The organism is Pseudobutyrivibrio ruminis, from assembly GCF_015057245.1.
In the GTDB taxonomy this organism is placed as follows: Bacteria; Bacillota; Clostridia; order Lachnospirales; family Lachnospiraceae; genus Pseudobutyrivibrio; species Pseudobutyrivibrio ruminis_E.
Map to the genome: position 1 here is coordinate 167,895 of NZ_SVET01000005.1, position 20,946 is coordinate 188,840.

24 protein-coding genes are annotated in these 20,946 nt (G+C 38.6%); 22 read left to right on the top strand and 2 right to left on the bottom strand.

Annotated elements, in window-relative coordinates; all coding sequences use genetic code 11:
• The first annotated feature begins 10 nt into the window (after positions 1–10).
• The 15 genes from E7274_RS06515 (at position 11) to E7274_RS06585 (ending at position 13,767) form a co-directional block, all read left to right on the top strand.
• On the top strand, positions 11–1,693 hold the full coding sequence (locus E7274_RS06515) for a phospho-sugar mutase (RefSeq protein WP_304174660.1): 1,683 nt from the start codon (positions 11–13) through the stop codon (positions 1,691–1,693).
• Between the two features lie 147 nt (positions 1,694–1,840).
• Positions 1,841–2,575 (top strand): nucleoside/nucleotide kinase family protein, encoded by a 735-nt coding sequence (locus E7274_RS06520; protein ID WP_304174662.1) that lies wholly within the window; start codon positions 1,841–1,843, stop codon positions 2,573–2,575.
• A gap of 170 nt (positions 2,576–2,745) precedes the next feature.
• Positions 2,746–3,222, top strand: coding sequence for a DUF2975 domain-containing protein (locus E7274_RS06525; protein WP_242942691.1), 477 nt, complete (start codon positions 2,746–2,748; stop codon positions 3,220–3,222).
• A 17-nt stretch (positions 3,223–3,239) separates the two neighbouring features.
• Entirely contained in the window at positions 3,240–3,452 is a 213-nt protein-coding gene (locus E7274_RS06530; protein ID WP_033152907.1) for a helix-turn-helix domain-containing protein, read from the top strand.
• A gap of 2 nt (positions 3,453–3,454) precedes the next feature.
• Positions 3,455–5,005, top strand: a complete 1,551-nt coding sequence (locus E7274_RS06535) for a DUF4153 domain-containing protein (protein ID WP_304174663.1) — start codon at positions 3,455–3,457, stop codon at positions 5,003–5,005.
• A 191-nt stretch (positions 5,006–5,196) separates the two neighbouring features.
• Positions 5,197–5,811, top strand: coding sequence for a DUF6033 family protein (locus E7274_RS06540; RefSeq protein WP_304174665.1), 615 nt, complete (start codon positions 5,197–5,199; stop codon positions 5,809–5,811).
• A 152-nt stretch (positions 5,812–5,963) separates the two neighbouring features.
• Complete coding sequence (locus tag E7274_RS06545; RefSeq protein ID WP_090394782.1) at positions 5,964–6,332, top strand: GntR family transcriptional regulator; 369 nt, start codon at positions 5,964–5,966, stop codon at positions 6,330–6,332.
• 29 nt (positions 6,333–6,361) lie between these two features.
• Positions 6,362–7,240 (top strand): ABC transporter ATP-binding protein, encoded by an 879-nt coding sequence (locus E7274_RS06550; RefSeq protein WP_304174667.1) that lies wholly within the window; start codon positions 6,362–6,364, stop codon positions 7,238–7,240.
• Between the two features lies 1 nt (position 7,241).
• Positions 7,242–7,889, top strand: a complete 648-nt coding sequence (locus E7274_RS06555) for a hypothetical protein (protein ID WP_304174669.1) — start codon at positions 7,242–7,244, stop codon at positions 7,887–7,889.
• 9 nt (positions 7,890–7,898) lie between these two features.
• Positions 7,899–8,555 (top strand): hypothetical protein, encoded by a 657-nt coding sequence (locus tag E7274_RS06560; RefSeq protein WP_304174671.1) that lies wholly within the window; start codon positions 7,899–7,901, stop codon positions 8,553–8,555.
• Between the two features lie 11 nt (positions 8,556–8,566).
• A complete protein-coding gene (locus E7274_RS06565; protein WP_304174673.1) occupies positions 8,567–9,406 on the top strand; it encodes a CPBP family intramembrane glutamic endopeptidase in 840 nt (279 codons plus the stop codon).
• Between the two features lie 98 nt (positions 9,407–9,504).
• On the top strand, positions 9,505–9,888 hold the full coding sequence (locus E7274_RS06570; protein WP_304174675.1) for a PH domain-containing protein: 384 nt from the start codon (positions 9,505–9,507) through the stop codon (positions 9,886–9,888).
• Between the two features lie 5 nt (positions 9,889–9,893).
• Entirely contained in the window at positions 9,894–10,988 is a 1,095-nt protein-coding gene (locus tag E7274_RS06575) for an acyltransferase family protein (RefSeq protein ID WP_304174677.1), read from the top strand.
• 239 nt (positions 10,989–11,227) lie between these two features.
• On the top strand, positions 11,228–12,475 hold the full coding sequence (locus E7274_RS06580; RefSeq protein WP_304174679.1) for an MBOAT family O-acyltransferase: 1,248 nt from the start codon (positions 11,228–11,230) through the stop codon (positions 12,473–12,475).
• An 8-nt stretch (positions 12,476–12,483) separates the two neighbouring features.
• Positions 12,484–13,767 (top strand): alginate O-acetyltransferase AlgX-related protein, encoded by a 1,284-nt coding sequence (locus tag E7274_RS06585; protein WP_304174681.1) that lies wholly within the window; start codon positions 12,484–12,486, stop codon positions 13,765–13,767.
• Between the two features lie 2 nt (positions 13,768–13,769).
• Here E7274_RS06585 and E7274_RS06590 read toward each other — a convergent pair whose 3' ends face one another.
• Complete coding sequence (locus tag E7274_RS06590) at positions 13,770–14,825, bottom strand: SGNH/GDSL hydrolase family protein (protein WP_304174683.1); 1,056 nt, start codon at positions 14,823–14,825, stop codon at positions 13,770–13,772.
• A 157-nt stretch (positions 14,826–14,982) separates the two neighbouring features.
• On the opposite strand from E7274_RS06590, the gene E7274_RS06595 reads away from it, so the two are divergent.
• Together E7274_RS06595 and nadE are read left to right on the top strand one after the other, a co-directional pair.
• Entirely contained in the window at positions 14,983–15,795 is an 813-nt protein-coding gene (locus E7274_RS06595) for an NUDIX hydrolase (protein WP_044936311.1), read from the top strand.
• Between the two features lie 11 nt (positions 15,796–15,806).
• Complete coding sequence (gene nadE, locus E7274_RS06600; protein WP_304174684.1) at positions 15,807–16,556, top strand: NAD(+) synthase; 750 nt, start codon at positions 15,807–15,809, stop codon at positions 16,554–16,556.
• A 9-nt stretch (positions 16,557–16,565) separates the two neighbouring features.
• Here nadE and E7274_RS06605 read toward each other — a convergent pair whose 3' ends face one another.
• Entirely contained in the window at positions 16,566–17,333 is a 768-nt protein-coding gene (locus E7274_RS06605) for a YlmH/Sll1252 family protein (protein WP_044936308.1), read from the bottom strand.
• Positions 17,334–17,423: 90 nt separating this feature from the next.
• Between E7274_RS06605 and E7274_RS06610 the strand changes: the two genes are divergently transcribed.
• From E7274_RS06610 to E7274_RS06630, 5 genes are all read left to right on the top strand, one after another.
• Positions 17,424–18,068, top strand: a complete 645-nt coding sequence (locus tag E7274_RS06610) for an HAD family hydrolase (protein WP_304174686.1) — start codon at positions 17,424–17,426, stop codon at positions 18,066–18,068.
• Positions 18,058–18,477: a hypothetical protein gene (locus E7274_RS06615; RefSeq protein WP_304174688.1), complete on the top strand. Its 420-nt coding sequence runs from the start codon at positions 18,058–18,060 to the stop codon at positions 18,475–18,477. The genes E7274_RS06610 and E7274_RS06615 overlap by 11 nt, the downstream gene beginning before the upstream one ends.
• A gap of 12 nt (positions 18,478–18,489) precedes the next feature.
• A complete protein-coding gene (locus E7274_RS06620) occupies positions 18,490–19,647 on the top strand; it encodes an alanyl-tRNA editing protein (RefSeq protein WP_304174690.1) in 1,158 nt (385 codons plus the stop codon).
• 77 nt (positions 19,648–19,724) lie between these two features.
• The gene (locus E7274_RS06625) at positions 19,725–20,429 is read left to right on the top strand and encodes a YARHG domain-containing protein (protein ID WP_304174692.1); all 705 of its coding nucleotides are present in this window, start codon (positions 19,725–19,727) and stop codon (positions 20,427–20,429) included.
• A gap of 34 nt (positions 20,430–20,463) precedes the next feature.
• Positions 20,464–20,715 (top strand): TIGR03905 family TSCPD domain-containing protein, encoded by a 252-nt coding sequence (locus tag E7274_RS06630; RefSeq protein ID WP_044936300.1) that lies wholly within the window; start codon positions 20,464–20,466, stop codon positions 20,713–20,715.
• Positions 20,716–20,946 lie beyond the last annotated feature (231 nt).

Below are 20,946 nucleotides of genomic sequence, written 5' to 3' on the forward strand. Positions count from 1 at the left end.
AGAAATAATTATGTACAATGATGAATATAAGCGTTGGCTTGCAGCTGATCTTGATGATCCAGATTTAAAGCCAGAATTATTAAAAATTGAGGGGAATGACGAAGAAATCAAAGACAGATTTGCAGTAGCACTTGCCTTTGGTACAGCAGGACTTCGTGGTGTGCTTGGCGCAGGTACAAACCGTATGAACGTTTACGTAGTTCGTCAGGCTACACAGGGACTTGCAAACTGGGTTAAGACTCAGGGCGGCAACCAGACAGTAGCAATTAGTTATGACTCTCGTATCAAGAGTGATGTTTTTGCAAAGACTGCAGCAGGTGTTCTTGCAGCCAATGGTATTAATGTTCGTATTTACGATGCACTTATGCCAGTTCCTGCACTTTCATTTGCTACACGCTACTATAAATGCAATGCAGGTATTATGGTTACAGCATCTCATAACCCTGCTAAATACAATGGATACAAGGCATACGGTCCAGACGGATGCCAGATGACAGACGATGCAGCAGCTATCGTTTATGCAGAGATTCAAAAGACAGATATTCTTAATGGCGTTAAATACATGTCATTTGCAGAGGGTGTTGAAAAGGGACTTATTAAGTTCGTAGGTGATGACTGCAAGGATGCATTCTATGCAGCAATCGAAGACAGACAGGTTCGTCCAGGCCTTTGCAAGACAGCTGGCCTCAAGCTTGTTTACAGCCCACTTAATGGCTCAGGCTTAGTTCCAGTTACACGCGTACTTAACGATATCGGTATCACAGATATCACAATCGTTCCAGAGCAGGAATATCCAAATGGATACTTCACAACATGCAGCTATCCAAACCCAGAAATCTTTGAAGCACTTGAGCTTGGTCTTGAGCTTGCAAAGAAAGAGGGAGCAGATTTAATGCTTGCTACTGATCCAGATGCAGACCGTGTTGGTATTGCTATGAAGTGCCCAGATGGAAGCTATGAGCTTGTTTCTGGTAATGAAGTTGGTGTACTTCTTCTTGACTACATTGCAGCAGGACGTATCGAAAAGGGCACAATGCCAAAGAACCCTGTAGCAGTTAAGTCAATTGTTTCAACACCACTTGCTGATGCAGTTGCAGAGCACTATGGTGTAGAGCTTCGCTCAGTTCTTACAGGCTTCAAGTGGATTGGTGATCAGATTGCCGGTCTTGAGGCTGATGGCGAAGTAGATAGATTTATCTTCGGTTTCGAGGAGTCATACGGATACCTTGCAGGTCCTTATGTTCGTGATAAGGATGCAGTTATCGGTTCAATGCTTATCTGCGAAATGGCTGCTTACTATCGCAGCATCGGCAGCTCTATCAAGCAGCGTCTTGAGGAGATTTATGCTGAGTATGGTCGTTACCTCAACAAGGTAGATTCATTTGAGTTCCCAGGCCTTTCAGGTATGGACACAATGGCTGGTATCATGACATCACTTCGTGAGAATCCACCAAAGGATATCGCAGGTATCGCTGTTACAAAGGTTACAGACTACAAGAATACAGCAGAGACAGGACTTCCTTCTTCAAATGTTCTTATCTATGGCCTTGAGAATGGATGCACAGTTGTTGTACGCCCTTCAGGTACAGAGCCTAAGATTAAGACTTACTTCACAACAAAAGGAAAAGATCTCGCTGAAGCACAGGCAATGAAAGACAAGCTTGCTGATGCTTTAAAACCTTTATTTAAATAAGACTAAAGACCTACGAAAGTCCCAAGTTACGGCTACAAGCCTACTGATTTCTCCGCTCGGTGACATACCTCGCTTGAGAAATAGTAGAGCTTGATGCCTACTTGGGCTTTCTTATGTTGAGAAAATGTTAAAGGTAGATATTAAACTATGGAGTATAAAGCTACTATCAATGGATACCAAGTAGAAGCGTATTATAGTGATGAAAATATTGACGAGATATTTATACCTCTGCTACGAAAGCTTACCGCTATGCAGCAGGATAAGGGGCGGAGGATACTTGTGATGCTTGCAGCGCCTCCTGGTGCCGGCAAGAGTACGCTTCTTGATTTTCTGGAGTATTTGTCTAAGAATACAGATGGGGTGAAGGAAATCCAGACAATTGGAATGGATGGATTTCATCATTATCAGGACTACTTACTTAGTCATGAAACTGTCAGAGATGGAAAGACAATCAAAATGGTGGAGATAAAGGGCGCGCCAATTACATTCGATTTGGATGCTCTTTCAAAGCGTGTTCAGCTAGTAGCCAGTGGCGAAAAATGTGGCTGGCCAACCTACGACAGAAATCTCCACAATCCCGTGGAAGACACAATCCAGATTGACTCAGATATAGTGCTTCTGGAAGGCAATTATCTTCTTTTGGATGAAGATGGTTGGAAGGACATTTCAAGTATGGCAGACTACACTATTTTCATTTCTGCAGATGAGGATATGCTTCGAAGCAGATTGGTGGAGCGCAAAGCAAAGAACACTCCATTGGAAGCTGCAAAGAAGTTTGTAGAATACTCAGATATGCGCAATGCCCTAGAGGTTTTACACCATTCCAAGAAAGCAGACTTAAATCTGGAAATCCTAGAAAACAATGAGTATAAAGTAATTTAATAATTGAGTTTTTAGCTCATCCCTTATAAAAGGGGATGAGCTTTTTTATGTTTGGGACAAATGTAAAACGGAAAATATTTATCGCAAATCGATAAATAGTTGTTGCAAAACAAAAATAAGAGTGATATAACAAAATTAAGTTAAGAAATGAAATGCATTGGAGGCATACAATGAACAATAAATTAAATGTATTTGTAAAAAGGATTTTGGACATATGCTTTTTCATAGGAGCAGTGATGGAAGTGGCCGTTCCATTTGGTCTGAAATATGCAGTAAATCTTACAATTAAGATTCTTGGCGAGACAACAGAGTATGCAAAGATTTTAGAGCATTATCCATATGCAGTTGTTTCCATTATGGTAGCTGGCGGCTCAGCACTTTTGATTCTGTTTGAGCTTAGAAAGATGATGAAAACTGTTATAGAGGATGATTGCTTCGTAATGCAAAATGTTACTAGTCTTTACAAGATGGGAACATACGCATTTGTAATCACAGGAGTGAAGCTACTTCGTTGCTTCGTATATTTCACACCTTCGGCTGTTGTTGTGGCAGGAGTATTCTTCTTTGCAGGATTATTCAGCAAGGTTTTAGCTCGAGTGTTTGAAAGAGCTGTTAGTTACAAGCAGGAAAATGATTTAACTATATAGAAAGCTCAGGTGAAAATATGATTGTAATAAATTTAGATGTCATGATGGCAAAAAGAAAAATTGGATTGACTGAGCTGGCAGGAATAGTTGGAATCACAAATGCCAATCTTTCAATTCTAAAGAACAATAAGGCAAAGGCAGTTAGGCTGGAAACCTTGGATGCCATATGCAAAGCATTGGATTGCCAGCCGGGAGACATATTGGAATACGTTGTGGATGAGGAGGAATAGTTATGGATAACACCGCTAGAGAAAATAATTATAATGAACCAAGTATGACAAATATTGTTTTAGAAGCTCCAGTGCAAGCGCAGGTTAAAGGCGATGCAAAGAGCTTCAGAAAATATGGATTATTATCTCTTGTATTTGCTATCGTATATACGTTTTGCTTATACAAGAATAAATCGGGAATTACATATCCTATATTTATGGTCATAACATTTGGCTTAATATATGCAGTCAGAAAGTCAGATGATTTACCATTCCTGAAAGACAAAAATGGAAAAATAGGATTAAATCTATTTTATGTGATTTCATTGTTTTTGCTATCAGTTACAAAGTGCATGTTTACAAGCTATAGCATCCAGTGGCTTAGCGGATTGGCTATATTCCTTTTATTCTTTTCATTTATCATGCAGCTTTACATTGATACTACTGGCTGGGATATAGTTGGATGGCTTGGCGGAATCGCACTTACAATGATACGACCTATAGCAAACATTGCATGGCCATTTCAGGACTTTGCTCTTTTTGTAAAGGAAAGAGGCAGTGAGACAAGTAAAGAAAAAAAGAATGCTATTATGGCAGTTCTTATTGGACTTATTGTTGCAGTTCCGCTTCTTGCAGTGGTTGTTAGCTTGCTTGTGTCAGCAGATGCAGTGTTCAGCCGCATTTTAGAAAAAGTATTTGAGGGCATCCACCTACCAGATAACTTTGGAGACATTGTTGGAATAGTATTAACTTTGTGCATCTCATTTATTTGCGCATATATAATTCCAAATTCCTTATATAAGAAGAAAATTGGAATTGGCCCAGCAAAACAGGGAAACATAAATCCACTTATCGCCATTACATTCACTGTTTTACTTGGTTTAGTATATCTTCTTTTCTGCTTGATACAGGTATTATTCTTATTCACAGGAAGCATGACTTTACCAGCTGGATACACATACGCATCATATGCTCACGAGGGATTCTACCAGTTGCTAGCAGTATGCTTGATTAACGTGGCGCTTGTGTCAGTTTGCTCAAGAATGTTTGCAAAGAATAAATTATTAACATGCATTCTGTCTATCATCGGCATTTGCACATACATAATGATTGCATCTTCCGCTATGAGAATGATTCTATACATCGGAGCGTATACGCTTACATTCCTTAGATTGTTTGTACTTTGGTTCCTTTGTGTACTTAGCCTTTGGCTTGCATATTTGATTATTGGATTGTATAAATCAGATTTTCCAGTATTCAAAGCTGCCATGGTGACAATCACAGTTGCTTACTTAGCATTTGCATTTGCTAATCCTGATTATCAGATAGCGAAATATGATTTGGCACATGCAGATATGTCTGATGATACAAGTACATATGGCTCAGTACAAAGATACATTGTATATAATTTATCATTGGATTCTATTCCTGCTATTGAATCAAATGAGCAGTTACTTAGTGAATACAATGATAATATCTACTTTGATCAGTGGGAAACTAATTATGAAGGCAGCATCAGAAAGTTCAACTATTCATATTGGAGAGCAGAAAAAGTATTTGAGGAAGAGAAATAGGAAGAATCGATTAAGTATTCAAGGCCAAATATAATAATTAAATTTAGTGCAGTTTGTATATTAAAATAAAAAAGCTTATACCCGATATTCTATACGTAACAGTTCAATAGGGAAGCTAAGGAAGGCGCTTATTTCAATGGAATGAAATTGAAATAAACGCCTTTTATTATTTTCCGACTGGAGGATTAGAGATGATTAGTAGAGTATCGGCTGATTACAATTTGAAAATTAAATATAATGGCTTTAGAAACGAGATAGAGAAGCCAGTTTTTAAGTTCACTATGAAAAGTGAGAAGGAAGATACAACTGTGTCTTACTACAAAGATATGTGTAAACAGTTCCCTGATGTAGCATTTACTTTGGATGATGCATCAAAAATTATGGACCACGGTGCATTTTATGGCTATGATGGCTCAATGAACTTAGTTGGAGAAAACTACACAGAGCCAGGACAGAAGAGTGTCAGAATAGATGTATCTGTTATAAAGAAGATGCAGGCTGATCCAGAATTTGAACAGGAAATGCTGGATAGAATTAAAGAGGTTACAAGGGATGAAGTATATGAGGATTACACTAAGGATGCAGCAGATTGCAGCATAAGGGTGGGATGCTCAATGCAATGCATAGAGCAGTATTTCACCATGGTGGGAGACGAACTCCATTATTCTGTATCATATAATGAATACCCAACACCAACACAAGAGGAGGATTATGGTGTAATTCCAGGAGCATTTATTGACCTTCCAGAAGAGGATGAGGATTTAGCAAAAACATTGTTAGATATGTATGATGAATGTAGAGGTTAAAACCTAGTAAATATAGGGTGTAGCAGACTTGAAAGAGTCTGCTACTTTTTTTATTGTCAAAAAAATATTAGAAAAATAATTGACAGATATAATATATGGTGATATGGTTAATTACACAAGTAATTAACCGATGAAGTAAAGGAGGTGGGTGTGTGTTAAGCAATTTAGGGGAAGATAAATCAATCTATCTGCAGATAAGCGAAATGATAGAAGATGAAATATTAAGGGACATCATTAAGGAAGAAGAACAAGTGCCTAGCACAACAGAGCTATCAAAGTTTTATAAGATTAATCCTGCCACGGCTGGAAAGGGAATTAATCTATTGGTTGATAAAGGAATCATTTACAAGAAAAGAGGTATTGGTATGTTTGTACAGGCAGGAGCTAAAGAACAAATCATGGAAGCTCGAAAGACAAGCTTCAAAGAAACTTACCTCAAAAAAATAATTAGCGAGGCAAAGTTGATTGGTATTACAAAAGAAGATTTAAAAAAGCTTATTGATGAAACTAGTGAAGTATAGTTTTTCTTTATGGGAGGAATGGAGGATATATGAGCACATTAGTAGGAAAGAATATCGTTAAAAGATATGGTAAAGACACAGTTATAAAGAACGTAGACATTAATATTGAGACAGGAAAGATTTATGGACTGATTGGAAGAAACGGAGCAGGAAAGACTACTCTTCTTTCTATCCTTACAGCTCAAAATCCTGCCTCAGAAGGAACAGTTACACTTGACGGTGAGCCAGTATGGGAAAATGAAAAATCTCTTTCAAGAATCTGTTATTCAAGAGAGATTTCACCAGTCACAATGTTTGGACCAAACACATACAGGGTAAAGGATTACTTATCTACAGCAAAGGCATTTTATGTTAACTGGGATGAGGAATATGCAAAGGAGCTTATAAAGCTTTTTAACATCGATATTAAGAAGAAAATCAACAGACTTTCAAAGGGAATGCTTTCAGCAGTAACAATCATTATCGCTCTTGCAAGCAAGGCTGAAATCACAATCCTTGATGAGCCAGTTGCAGGTCTTGATGTAGTTGCAAGGGAACAGTTCTACAAGCTTGTTATTGAAGAATACGCAGCTACAGGCAGAACATTCATCATCAGTACACACATCATCGAGGAGGCAGCTTCATTGTTTGAAGAGGTTATCATGATTGATGATGGCCAGATTGTTGTTAAGGAAAATACAGAAGGCTTATTAGCTAGAGCATATCGCATCAGCGGAGAAGAAACATTGGTAGATGCAGCTGTAAAGGATTTAAAGGTTTATCATCCAGAGTCAATTGGACGCAATAAGGTGGTTACAGTGCTTGCTGATGAGCCAGTTGATAGTTTTTCCGAGGATGTTATGGTAGAGCCAGTTTCACTTCAGAATCTTTTCTATGCCATGAGTGTGGATGAGAGAAAGGAGGCTTAGTATGTCTGATCTTTCAAAGAGAACATATAAGTACTATTTGATTAATGGCTTAAAAAACTATGGAATTATACTTTTAATCGAAATGCTGCTTATTCTGGAATGGATTCTAATCGGAAGTGACGAAGATTTAAAGGAATACATTCCTAGAATGTTTGTGATGGTTGGCGGTTTGTTTACAGCAATACTGAATGGTATTTATTCTATGTATGGCCCAGGCTGGTATGACAGTCTCACTCTTTCAATGGGGGCTAGAAGAAAAGATATATTCGTGGGCCAGCTAATAAAGCAATTAATTATAGTTGTATGTAATACAGCGGTTGTGGCAGTGGTTGCATCAATATTCTTAAGCAAGTTTTTTATGTTCTATGTATATGCAACAGCATTAATGGGGCTTGTAACCGGTGCGGCAGGAAATGTTATTGGGCACAAGCTTAGAAGATATGGAAAAGTTGTAATTATGGTTATTGTTTTGGGATGTGCCATATTAGGTGGAACGATAGGTGTTGGTGCAGCAATAGATGGCAACGCTATATTAGTAACAAACGTAGCTAGTATACCGCCAATTCTATTTCCAATATTAATAATACTTTTATTTGTTGGTTTGGAAGCCTGGGGATACAAGCTCAGCAAAACCATGATGGTTAGGTAGGGGGACGATATGATAAGAGATTTAAAAGCAACATTTGAGATTAAGAAGTACAATGAAATCTTTTATGGGATAATCGTATTTGGTGCAGTGCTTCTGTCTCTAATAATAACAGCATGTACAGAAGATGACTTAACTATTATAGAGCTATGTGCAAGCTTTATTGCAGGTGGATATATAGGAATGAGCATATTCTTCAAACCATTTTTGGTGGCAACAGATTTTCCAAGAGCTCTGTCATTTGGTATGACAAGAAAGAAAATGTTTATTTATACAAGACTATATGATTTGGTTGAAATCATTATTATTAGTTTGATTATCATTGCTTTGCCAAGTGTGGTTGGAGCTAGCGTAGTGTTAAAAGTAGCGGCACTTTGTTTTGGCGTATTTTCGTTGATATCTGGGGCTGTTGGTAATAGCATCATTCGATTTGGAAAAAATGCATACTGGGTATATTACGTTGGCATTTTTGTATTAATGTTTGGAGTTCCTAGACTTTCACACATAGTTCCAGCAATTAGAGATTGCTTTGCAAGTGCTTTTGATCATTTAGTAAACCCAGTTTACAATCAGCTTGGCATATGGTTTGGAATCATAGTTTTTATAGTAGTTACACTTATTATCAACTGGCTAACAACCAGAAGAGTAGCAGTAAATAATGATTTATAAAGGGAGAGAAAATGGAAAAGAAAATCGACAAAATTGAAGTAGCAAAGTTAATGTTATTATTTTTACTGGAAATAGCAATTGAACTTGGTATTAACACAATCTTCGGGATATTTACAAATGTATTAGGCATTAATGTTCCGACATACGTCCACGTTTTTGTTTTGGATATTTGCCTTTTGATTCCAGTGTTTGCCTACACTATCAAAAAGGGAGATTCAATTGTTGAAGCATTTGGGTTTAAAGGAATTAAGGTAGCTACATTCTTTCAGACTATTTTGCTTACAATTGTAGTAAGTCCTATGTCAATGTTTGCAAATATACTTTCACAGTTTATAGTTCCAAATGTAATGGTTCAGAGTGTTGACCAGTTTGCATCAGAATCGGTTGGACTTACATTGGTAGCTACAGTAATTAGCGCTCCAATAGTAGAAGAAATTGTTTGCAGAGGTTTCTTTACAAATAGATTAAACAAAATCCTGCCATTTACAGCAGCTGCTATTATTTCAGCATTAATGTTTGGTGCTCTTCATCTGAATATTAATCAGTTCTGCTATGCAACTGTTTTAGGTCTTATATTTGCTTATACAAACAGAGCCAGCGGAAGTGTTTTCACATCAATGATTATGCATATAGTATTCAATGGATACAATATGGCACTTCTTTTTATGCTGAATTGGGCAATGGAACAGGTTGGAATGGATTTTGCGGAAACAGCAGAGGTGGGACGCGCAAACACCTCTAGTATGATCACATCTGCAGTTGTTACGGGAGTACTTGCAGTTGGTTCATTCTTCTTAACAAGATTGATTCTCAAGTCTATAGCAAAAAGAGAAGGAACAATTGAAGCATAAGTGTTATAATTAATGAGGAGGTTTTTTCAAGCTTTGCGCAGAAAAGGCCTCCTCTAGTAGCCGAAGGCTACATTAATTTTTTATTTGGGAGGATAACTATGGCAAACATTTTATGGCACGATAGAAAAAGACATTTAGGCTTACCTATCAGCTTTACAAAGTACAGCATGAGTGAAGACAGACTCTTCGTTGAAACTGGATTTTTCAACCTTGAGCAGAATGAAGTTAGACTATATAGAATCCTTGATTTACAGCTTAAGCGCAGCTTAGGACAGAGAATCTTTGGTGTTGGTTCTATTATTGTTAGCTCATCTGATAAAAGCCTTGGCACATTTGAAATCAGAAACGTTAAGAATTCTGCAAATGTAAAGGAAATGCTTTCAGTTCAGGTTGAACAGCAGCGCGAGGCAAAGCGTGTATACACAAGAGAAAATATGGTAGATGATGTGGATGACAATGACATTCACGAAGGAGATTATTAGACGATATGAGTAAACAAGGGAAAAATGGACGAGTAGAGTTTTTACGTTTTATTTTTGCTTTGGGGATTCTGTTTTTCCATATTCACAAGCGATTTGCAGTGGATGGAAATATTAGCATTGGAATAAAAGGAATCTACTTTTTCAATCATGGGTATATTGGAGTAGAGTTTTTCTTTTTGGTTTCAGGCTATCTGCTGGCTGCCAGTGCTTTTGCTAAAAGAGCTGTCAGTACAGAATTAATTGGTACAGAAACAGCACAGATGATGTGGAAGAAAATCAAGAATGTTTTTCCATATCATCTGTTTGCAATTATTCTTACGATTATCGTAAATGCGTATTTCTTGGAGAATACCGTAAAAGGAAGAATCAGCTATGTAGTGGATTCTTGGGCTTCTGTATTTTTCCTTCAGGTCTTTGGATTTGATAGCACATGGGTTAATAAGCTTACCTGGTATTTGGATGTATGGCTTATGGTTACCTTTATTTTCTGGTACTTCCTTAGACGTCACTATGAAGCTTTTGTAAAAATTGTTTGCCCACTTTTAGCCCTCTTTGTGTTGGGCTACATGGCTCATGAATACAACAGCTTGGCTGGAATTGATGGCTGGACAGGTCACTTCTACAAGTGCTTCCTTAGAGGACTGTCTGAAATGGCGCTTGGATGTAGTGCATATAGCCTTACGAGACAGCTTAACAAAATCGAATTTACAAAAGCGGGGAAAAACATCTTAGCAATAGTAGAGCTAGTTTGTTATTTACTTGTATTTGGATATGCAGTAACAGGAGTTGATTCTAAGTATAGTTTCCCCACACTTTTTATTATGATGATTGGTTTAATTCTTACATTTTCAAATGTAAATCCATGTCATCAGATCTTTGACAAGCCTATATTTGGCTGGTGTGGCAAGATGAGCTTGCTTATATATTTAAATCAGTTCTATAGCATCAGATTAGTGCAGTCACTACTTCCAAACATCAGCTTCCCAGCTAAGGTTTTGGGATGTACAGTGGTGACTCTCATTGGGGCTTATGTATGTGATGTAGTAGTTTCATTTTTCAACAAGAAAAAGCCACTCACTACATTAATGATTAAAAACTAGTATTACAAAGGGAGAATAACTTGGTTTTTAGTTCTATTTTATTTACTACAATTTTCCTACCTTTATGCCTGTTGGCCTACTATGGCATTCCAAGGGTTAAAGGTGGTTCATATGCAAATAGGATTAAGCTTTCCAACATAATCCTTTTAATATTCAGCTTGGTGTTCTATGCCTTCGGCGGGGTGAAATATCTCCTGCTGATAGGCATAGTTATTTTTATAAATTGGGCTGGGGGATTTTTGTGCGCAAGCAATCGTCATAGCCACAGGTTCAACAAGATATCCTTGGTATCTGTTGTTGTTCTTGATTTAGGCATTCTTTTTTTCTTTAAATATTTCAACTTTTTTATAGCGATAATTGAAAATATATTCTTTGGCGGAAGCCTTACTGTTTCAGATAGATTTACAAATTTATTTTCGGGAGTGGGCACAGGTGCATTAAATCTGCCTCAGATTGTTCTTCCAGTTGGTATATCATTTTTTACATTCCAGGCTTTGTCCTATGTAATTGACGTATACAACGACCAAGTGGAGGTGCAGAGCAGCTTTTGGTATTTTGCACTTTATATTTCATGCTTTCCACAGCTGATTGCTGGACCTATTGTTCACTATAAGGATATCTCGGGCCAGCTGACAGAGCGAAGTGTTGGAAGCTACGAGTTTGCAGCTGGTATCAAACGATTTTGCTTTGGCCTTGGCAAAAAGGTTATTATCGCAAATACGTTAGCGTCTATTGCAGATAAAATCTGGGCAGCTGAAATATCACAGCTGGATGCTACAGTCGCATGGCTTGGCTCTATTTGTTACACATTTCAGATTTACTATGATTTCAGCGGATATTCTGACATGGCCATAGGCCTTGGTAAAATGTTTGGATTCGATTTCAAAGAAAACTTTGATCATCCTTACAGAGCTGAATCTGTCAGGGAGTTTTGGAGACGCTGGCATATATCACTATCAACCTGGTTTAGAGATTATGTGTACATCCCTCTAGGTGGAAGCAGATGTACCATGAAAAAGACCTGCATGAATATATTTATAGTATTCCTTTTAACAGGAATATGGCATGGAGCTAACTGGACCTTTATTACTTGGGGCCTGGTGTATGGCATTTTGCTTATATTCGAAAGAGTCTGGTTTGGAAAGATATTGGAAAAGAATCCAGTGAAATTCCTAAATAGATTATTAACATTTTTTGTTGTAAATCTTTTATGGGTAGTGTTTAGAGCGGATTCCATAATATCTGCATTTACATATATTTCCAGAATGTTTGCAGGCGGAATCAGAATTCTGAACCTGTTTACATATTTATCAGGCATGGGCGTAATCGCTATTTTTGCGGCAGCGATATTTGCAGGATTTGTCCAGGCTCATATGAGTGTCAAAGCGGTAAAGGGTAACATGGCAGTGTGTCTTGCAATATTACTAGTTAGTTTGTTATTCCTTGTAAATGGAACCTACAATCCATTCATTTATTATCAGTTTTAAGGAGCAATATGAATTTTACGAATCTAAAGAACAAAATCTTCATATTAGTCTTTTTAGCAATCCTTGTATTCCCATGGGTGGGAGGAGGATTGCTTAGAGTAGTTGCTCCGGATTTCTATGGCAAGATTTCAAATGTAGAGACAGAGAACCGAGAGGCGGCCACAATAGACTGGGGCGATTTGCTTAACTCTGGAGAAACTGTTTCAAGCTTTATTGACGATAGAATACCATTTCGATATACCCTTATAACCTGGTACAAATCTCTTAATGATACTGTGGAAGGGCAGTTTGATAAAGTGGAGACTGCCATCGGAAACAAGCTTTATACTCCTACAAATATTGTTGAAAGTGCTGACAAAGGTGAGACGAATAAACCAATCGTGCCAGGCGAGGAGGTTCAAGCAAGCGAGCCAGTGGAAGAAGTGGCTGAAACAGACACATACTTCCCGCTTCACGTATATCAGGATGTAATCCTTGCCAGGGACAATTGGCTGTTCCTATACGGGGAAAATGAAATAGAGTGCTATCAGGGCACAAATATACTTAGCGAAAGTGAGATGGCTAGCTATGCAGCCAAACTTAATGAGCTTCAGGCTCTCTGTACAGCCCAGGGAAAGGAGCTATATATTTACATCGCTCCAAATAAATCCCAGGTATATTCCCAGTACATGCCTACAGTTGATATAGCAAACACATACAAAAGAGAGCAGCAGCTACACAGCTACATTTCAGAAAATTGCTCTACACCATATTTATATCCACTTACTGAATCCTTGTATGCAGCAGGTATTTTGCAGACTTACTACAAATACGACAGCCACTGGAATCATATTGGCGCATTGTATGGCACAAACGCACTTTACGCTGCAATGGGAGTGGAGCAGACTACTCCAACTCAGTGGATTACCGGCACACAGGATGCAGAAAAATACGAATTATACACATACATGGGTATCCCAGATGATCAAATCTACCATGACGATGTGGAATACACCGTGGATTATCGCCCTGAGATTACAGTTAATGGCTTGGACACTGAGGCTATGGTTTGCCATACCACAAGTGATGGGGCAAATCAAAAAAAGCTGTGCCTTATCGGCGACAGCTTTCGTGTAAACATGATGCCTTATATTTCAAAGGATTTTACTGAGTGTACATTTGCACATCGTGATTATATGTCGGAAATACACTCGGACATCAAAAACTCTGATGTAATTGTTATTGAAGCCGTAGAAAGATACGACTATGAAGCATTTAAAACAATGCAACGTGTGATAAATGTTTTGAAATAATATTACAAAGCATTTATCAAGTGCTGAGCGATTGCTGCATATCCAGCATCGTTTGGATGACCAGCAAGGAAGGAACCGATTGTATATACAGTGCCATCTGGTGCTGTATATTGATCACCTTCTTGAAGCTGATATTCTGCAACACCCTGAATATCTGAAAGGCTTACATAAGTACAGCCCATTTCTGAAGCAACTTCTTTTTTAGTACTAATGATACTGCTATATTTCCAGAAATTATCAAGCATTACGATACGAGCGTTAGGATTATAAGATTTGATATATGTAATCATATCCTCTAAATCTTCTTTGAAATGAGTTTCGTGTCCCTTAACATTCTCACCTAATTCAATAACGATAGTGCTGTATTGATAATTCGTGATGTATGGATCCAAGTCATCAAGCTCGTAATTCCTAGTGTTTGAGAACTCCCAAGCTCTAAGCGACATACAATCGTATGATGAGTATCCCTTGGCAGCTACAGTCAAATGAACATAATCAGTGGCAGGTGCTGATGCGCCGCATCCCCATCCTGAACCCCACCAGTCAGATGTGGCTGGATAGAAGGTGATGGAATTTCCTATGAAAAGGATGTCCTTTGATGCTGTAGGTACAGACTTTGTTGCAGAAGGAACTGGTATGTCGATGTATTCTTCTGAAACATCATCAAAAGCAATATAGCCGTAATCTCCATTAATCTTTATTTTGTAGTAATCAGTTTCATTGCAAGTGCCAACCACAGAGATTCTAGAATCGATGGAAAGAGTACCAATGATTTCGGCTGTGTCGTATGGCTCTTCGCGAACAGTGGCGTCAGATTGAGCAAAATAAGTAGCCTCTAAATCTGTAAAGGCATATTCGTCAGCTGGAAGCTCCTCATCGGTTTCTTCTTCAGCTTCTTCTGCTTCCTCTAAGGCTGCAGCCTCCTGTTCAGCTTCTATGCTTTCCTGTTCTTTTAGTTTTTCATCAGCCAATTTGTTTTGATAAATTACAAGAGAACAAAAGGCAATCACTAGAACAACCAATGATATCCAAAGGATTACTATTAGTTTTTTTCTCAAAATAATTCTCCAATCATCATAATATTTAGATTTCAAGTATTAAGTATATCATAAATAAGAATAGTAAGAAATATTGATTAATGATTGACAAAATATAAAACAGGTAGTACATTACTACTATGGAATTATTGATTATGAGGGAAAATAGGAGGATAAGATGGAGTATAAAGACAAGAACGGTCTAACAGAAAAAGAATTTCTTGCACAGTACAGCCCAGGAGATTATCCTAGACCATCCGTAACAGTAGATATGATGGTATTAGGACCTAAAAAAGATTATTCTGGCTTAAAGATATTACTTATAAAAAGAGGAGCTCATCCTTTCATTAATTGTTGGGCACTTCCAGGTGGATTCGTACACGAGGATGAATCATGCTATGAGGCGGCAGCCCGCGAGCTTAAGGAGGAGACAGGTCTTAAGAATGTATTCCTTGAGCAGGTTTACACATTCTCAAAGCCTAACAGAGATCCTCGTACACGTGTAATGAGTGTTGCTTACATGGCACTCTCTCCAGTTGCACCACCAGTAAGAGGCGGTGATGATGCATTGGAAGCTGCATGGTTTGACTTCGAGTTTACAGACAATATGCTTCGCATTTTCAATGACGATATTGGTGTAGAGATTGTATATCAGCTTTCTACAAAGCGTTTCCAAAACGGAAATGTTAGATATGCAAACACTGTAGCATCGCAAAAGAGCAAATCTCAGTTGGCATTTGATCATGACGAGATTATTGTTGAGTCTATGATTAAGCTTAGAAGAGAAATCGAATATACTGACCTTCCATTCAGTATGGCAAACAAAGAGTTTACACTTCCTGATTTACAGGTAATCTATGAATTACTTTTAGGTCACAGCCTTTACAAGGCCAACTTTAGAATCATGGTTGCTGATAGAATTGAGCCAGTTGGTAAGAAAGAAAAGTCAATTGTCGGACGTAGAATGTCGGAATTATATCGACTGAAATAAGGAGCATAACGATGAGAGAGTTTAATGTTGAAGATCAAACAAAGAAGCTGATTGAGTACACAAGAGAATGGTTTAACAAATTCGGAGATAACACAAGAGCAGTTATTGGTATCTCTGGTGGCAAGGATTCATCTGTAACAGCAGCTATTTTAAAAGAGGCACTTGGAGCAGATAGAGTAGTTGGAATCATTATGCCAAATGGCGAGATGTCAGATTTGGCAGATGCTAAAATGCTTGTAGATTTCCTTGGAATACCAAACGAAGTAGTACCTATTACAGATTACTACAACGCAGCCATTGCTACTTTTGAAAAGGCCAGTTCCTTTGAAGTAACAAAGGATTTACGTATCAATTTGGCACCACGTCTTCGTATGTCTACTTTGTACGCAGTTGCACAGGGACAGCCAGTTACCTCATTTGTTGTTAACACATGCAATGCTTCAGAGGATTACGTTGGATATTCAACAAAGTACGGCGATGCAGCAGGTGATGTTTCATTGCTTCAGGATTTCACAGTAACAGAGGTTCTTCAGATTGGAGAATATTTGGGACTTCCAAATGAGTTAGTACACAAGACACCTTCTGATGGATTATCAGGAATGTCAGATGAAGATAAGCTTGGATTTAAGTATGCTCAGCTTGATGAATATATTTCAGATTCCAACGCCGACATTCCAGCCGACGTTAGAGAATCAATCGATAGAAAGCATGTGGCAAATCTTCATAAGCTTCAGTTAATGCCTGCATACAAGAGACATTAATTACAGCAGCTATCGGCCGAAGATTTCTACCACAAGGTTGAGCTTGCCTTTTCTAGACAGGCCACCTTCTTCTACAAGGTTAAATTTACCGAAGCCACGGACAGATACCGAATCTCCAGCAGAGAGAATCTTGTCGTTGTTTTCGACAATGTGCCCATTAACCGATACCTTTTTCTCGGTGAAATATGGAATTGTGTCTTTGCGGCTTAGGTTATAAACTTTAGAAATAACAGCATCAGCTCTAGGGGATGCTACCTGTATGGTGGTTTCCTTTAGGGCTGATTTTTTATATGACTCAGGCAATTCTGAAATGGAGCACTTAACAGAATTACGTCCTACGGAAACAAAGTTTTCTAGAAGATAATCGGCAGTAGATTCATCGGCGTAGATATATGCATCCATGCCATCTACAAAGATATCACCAAACTTTTTTCTATCCATGCCAAGGCTCATGAGAGAGCCCAGGTAGTCTCTGTGGGTGTATTCTTTTGCAAATTTCTTGGCAAGAGGCTCTACCTTGATACACTTAATTGGGAAATCAATTTCGTATCCAAAATCTGCTTCACTTCCAAAGCGAACCATTTTACGCTCGCAATTTTCATATCCACCAAACAAATCGTATTTGATAGGTGCAAAGGATTTGTCTCTTGCAGCCTGATAAAGTACATCCTGCTGGGATAGGCTGAGAAAATCACTGAAGGTATAAATGTTATTTTGATAGGCTCTGTTGGAAAGCTCTATTAATCGTTTATATAAAAGCTGATCGTCGTCGTTCATACCGTTTCCTTTCTAGGTAATTTATCTATCAATTATACTGAAAATGTTATAAAATAGCACTTAGTTTTAGACAGAAAATGGAGCAATTAAATGAGCAAGATACATACTGATGGATTGATTTTTGACATGGATGGAACGATCTGGGACAACACACCACTGTTCGCTGCAAGCTGGGAAAGAGCCTGCAAGGATAAAGGGTATGATGTTAAGTTCACTCCAGCCAAGCTTCAGCAGCTTTTTGGAAAGACAATGACAGACATTGCTGATGCCTGTATTCCTGACGAAGATCCAAATCGCAGATACGATACAGTAAAGCTCTGCGAAGAATATGAGATGCAGGATTTGGCACAGTCAGAGGGGGATACAACATATGAAGGCTTGGAGGAAACACTTGAGACACTTTGCAAAAAGACAAAGCTTTTTATAGTAAGCAATTGCCAGCAGGGATATATCGAATCTTTCCTGGAGAGAAGTGGTTATGGAAAGTATTTCACTGACTTCATTTGTTATGGTGACAATGGCCTTGGAAAAGCTGATAACATAAAAGGAATTGCCAAGAAAAATGGTTTGAAGAAACCGGTATACATCGGGGATATTCAAGGCGATAAGGATGCTTGCGATGCAGCGGGGGTTGATTTCATCTGGGCAGCATACGGATATGGCGATTCAGTAGATGGATACGCAGCAAAGGTGGATGACATAAAAGATTTAGGAGGTATTATTGATGGGATTTAATGTTGGAAAATTGTTTGAGGATGTAGCATATCTTAGCAAGGTCCACAACAAAAAGGACTATGAAAAACAGATGGATATGTTTAATCAGCAAAGATATGATTTGCTAAAGGATTTGGTGGAAGCTGATGATGTGGAAGCTAGCGCAAAGGAGCTTTGCGAGGATGTAACAGCTGCATTCAAAAAGTTTGGCAAGGTAAGAGGCGCTGACTTAATGAATCTGAATTACTTCATGATTTATTATGTGTTCCCAGCTATTCTTACAAACGAAGAAAACGGCAAGGAAATCTGTGACAAGCTAAAGGATACTTGGAATAATCATTTCAAATCTACTATTAACTACACAGATTATGAGACCTTACGAGATGGATTCCAGACAAAGATTTTTGGTATTCCAATCGGCAAAAACTAAGGGTGAATATTTATGAAAACAATAGCACTTTATGATGAAGATGCATTTGCAAAGGATTTTACAGCTAAGGTAATTTCTTGCGATGAAACTGTAAAAGAGGATCAAAAGCTTTATAAGGTTGTTCTTGATAAGTCTTTGTTTTTCCCTGAGCAGGGAGGACAGACCAGCGACATAGGTCATTTGGATGAGCATCCGGTGGTTGATGTACAGATTGAGGGCGATACAGTTTACCATTACTGCAAAGGGGGCTTCCTGATTGGTGAGGAAGTTCATGGAGTGATTGATTGGGACCATCGTTTTTCAAATATGCAGCAGCACACAGGAGAGCATATTTTTACAGGACTTGCTCACAATGAATATGGCGCTGAAAATGTTGGATTCCACCTTAGCGACAATACGGTCACACTTGATCTGAATATAGAGCTTTCAGAGGATATGGTTGAGCATATCGAAAGAAAGGCAAATGAAATCATAGCTGCAGATGTGGCAGTCAAAGCATATTATCCACAGCAGGAATTGCTTGGAGCAATAGCCTACAGAAGTAAAAAAGAGATTGATGGTCCAGTTCGATTGGTGGAAATCGAAGGAGTTGATCTATGCGCCTGCTGTGCGCCACATGTTAAAAGCACTGGCCAGGTTGGCATGCTAAAGGTAGTTTCCTTTGAGAAATACAAAGGCGGAACAAGAATCTATATCCTTTGTGGATTAAGAGCCTTAGACGACTACAATCGTCGTATGAAATTGCTGGCTAAAGCGTACCGCACATTGAGCTGCAAAGAGGATGAAGTACCAGATAAGATCATTTCATTGATGGATGAAGGCAAGCAGTTGAAATATCGCATAAGCGATATCAAATCAGGAATACTGATGAATCAAATAGAAAGTTATCCATCTGATATTCCTGATATCACAATCTTCTCTGAAGATTTAGATGCAAAGATAATGCGTGATGGAGTAAACACTTTAGTTGAAAAGCATGATGGCTTGTGCTGCATATTCTCAGGAAATGACGATGATGGCTACAACTTTGTAATTGGAAGCAAGACCAGGGACTGCGCAGCAATTGCAGCAGGAATGCGAGAGCTTTTAGGAGCCAAAGGTGGCGGAAGCAAGCAAATGGCTCAAGGTAGCGTAAATGCTACAAGAAACGAAATTGAGCGAACAATGTAACAAAAATGCAATATAATGTAACAAATTCGTCAAAATATGGTATACTCTAAAGAAAAATGGAAAAGGGAAGAGTAGCTATGGAAGGAATGTTTTCACGTTTTGATGATTTACGTAAGCTTATAGTTAAGCTTTATAACAACAAAAATGTTCGTCGATGGACAATTGAAATCGTAGTATGTATAGTGGTAGGTCTACTTGCAGGCTGTTTTTCTTATAATGCCCTTCACAAGAAGGATAAAAAACTTACAGTGAGCGAGGAAAATGCGGTAGCCCAGGAAGAAGCTGTAGAAACAACCGACACAGCAGAATCCACAGAATCCTCAGAGGAGGCTGTGGAAGACAATTCTGTTATCACAGTTGTGGATCCTGGCGAATACGTTGACACCATCAAAGACTGGTCGTCAGAGGAAATTTCTGCAGCAATTTCTGAGCGCAGCCAATACCTTACAGACAACAAATACTGGCCTACAGTATCGAGCTACTGGGAAACATCACGTGGAGTAACCGGTGATGCTTGCTACTGCACATACTTATTCAACACAGACACAACAGTATACACCACTGCGGATTTTGAAAATGTACCTGAGGAGGTAATACACATCGCAAAAAACGAAATCTATGCCCGTCACGGTTATAGTTTCAGAGATTCAGAAATAATGAATTATTTCATGGGTCAGGTTTGGTACTCCCCATCTGTAATGCCAGCAGATTTTTCTGAGGATGTATTTACAGAAACGGAAGTCAAAAACCTAGACATGCTAAATTCAATAGACACAATGTAATACGCTCACTGGCAGAGCGATAAAAGGAGTTTAAATGGAAAAATATAGCTTTACACCAAAGGGAGTTTGCGCCCGCAAAATCGACTTCGAAATTGAGGACGGCAAGCTTCACAACGTAAAATTCACCGGAGGATGCGCAGGCAATACACTCGCCATCAGCAAACTCCTTGAGGGCGCCGATGCAGCCCACACCGTAGAAATCCTCAAGGGCAACCTCTGTGGCTTCAAAGGCACCAGCTGCGCCGACCAACTCGCCCTAGGCATCGAACAGGCCCTCCAGGCCTAGGCGTTCTTACAAAGTTTTACTATTCAAAGGTAATGTATGGGTGGGACGGACAATGTAGTTTATATAATCATCTAGTCTTAACTAGTCTTTGTATTATTACTTTTGCTACTCCGTTTACTAAGAAAAATTAAAAAAGAGATATTTGTATAAATTGGCACCGTGGCACATTCAACGTCCTGTTTCAAGTGACCACTGCTGCCGCCGTCCCAATGTCATTTAGATAGAAATAAT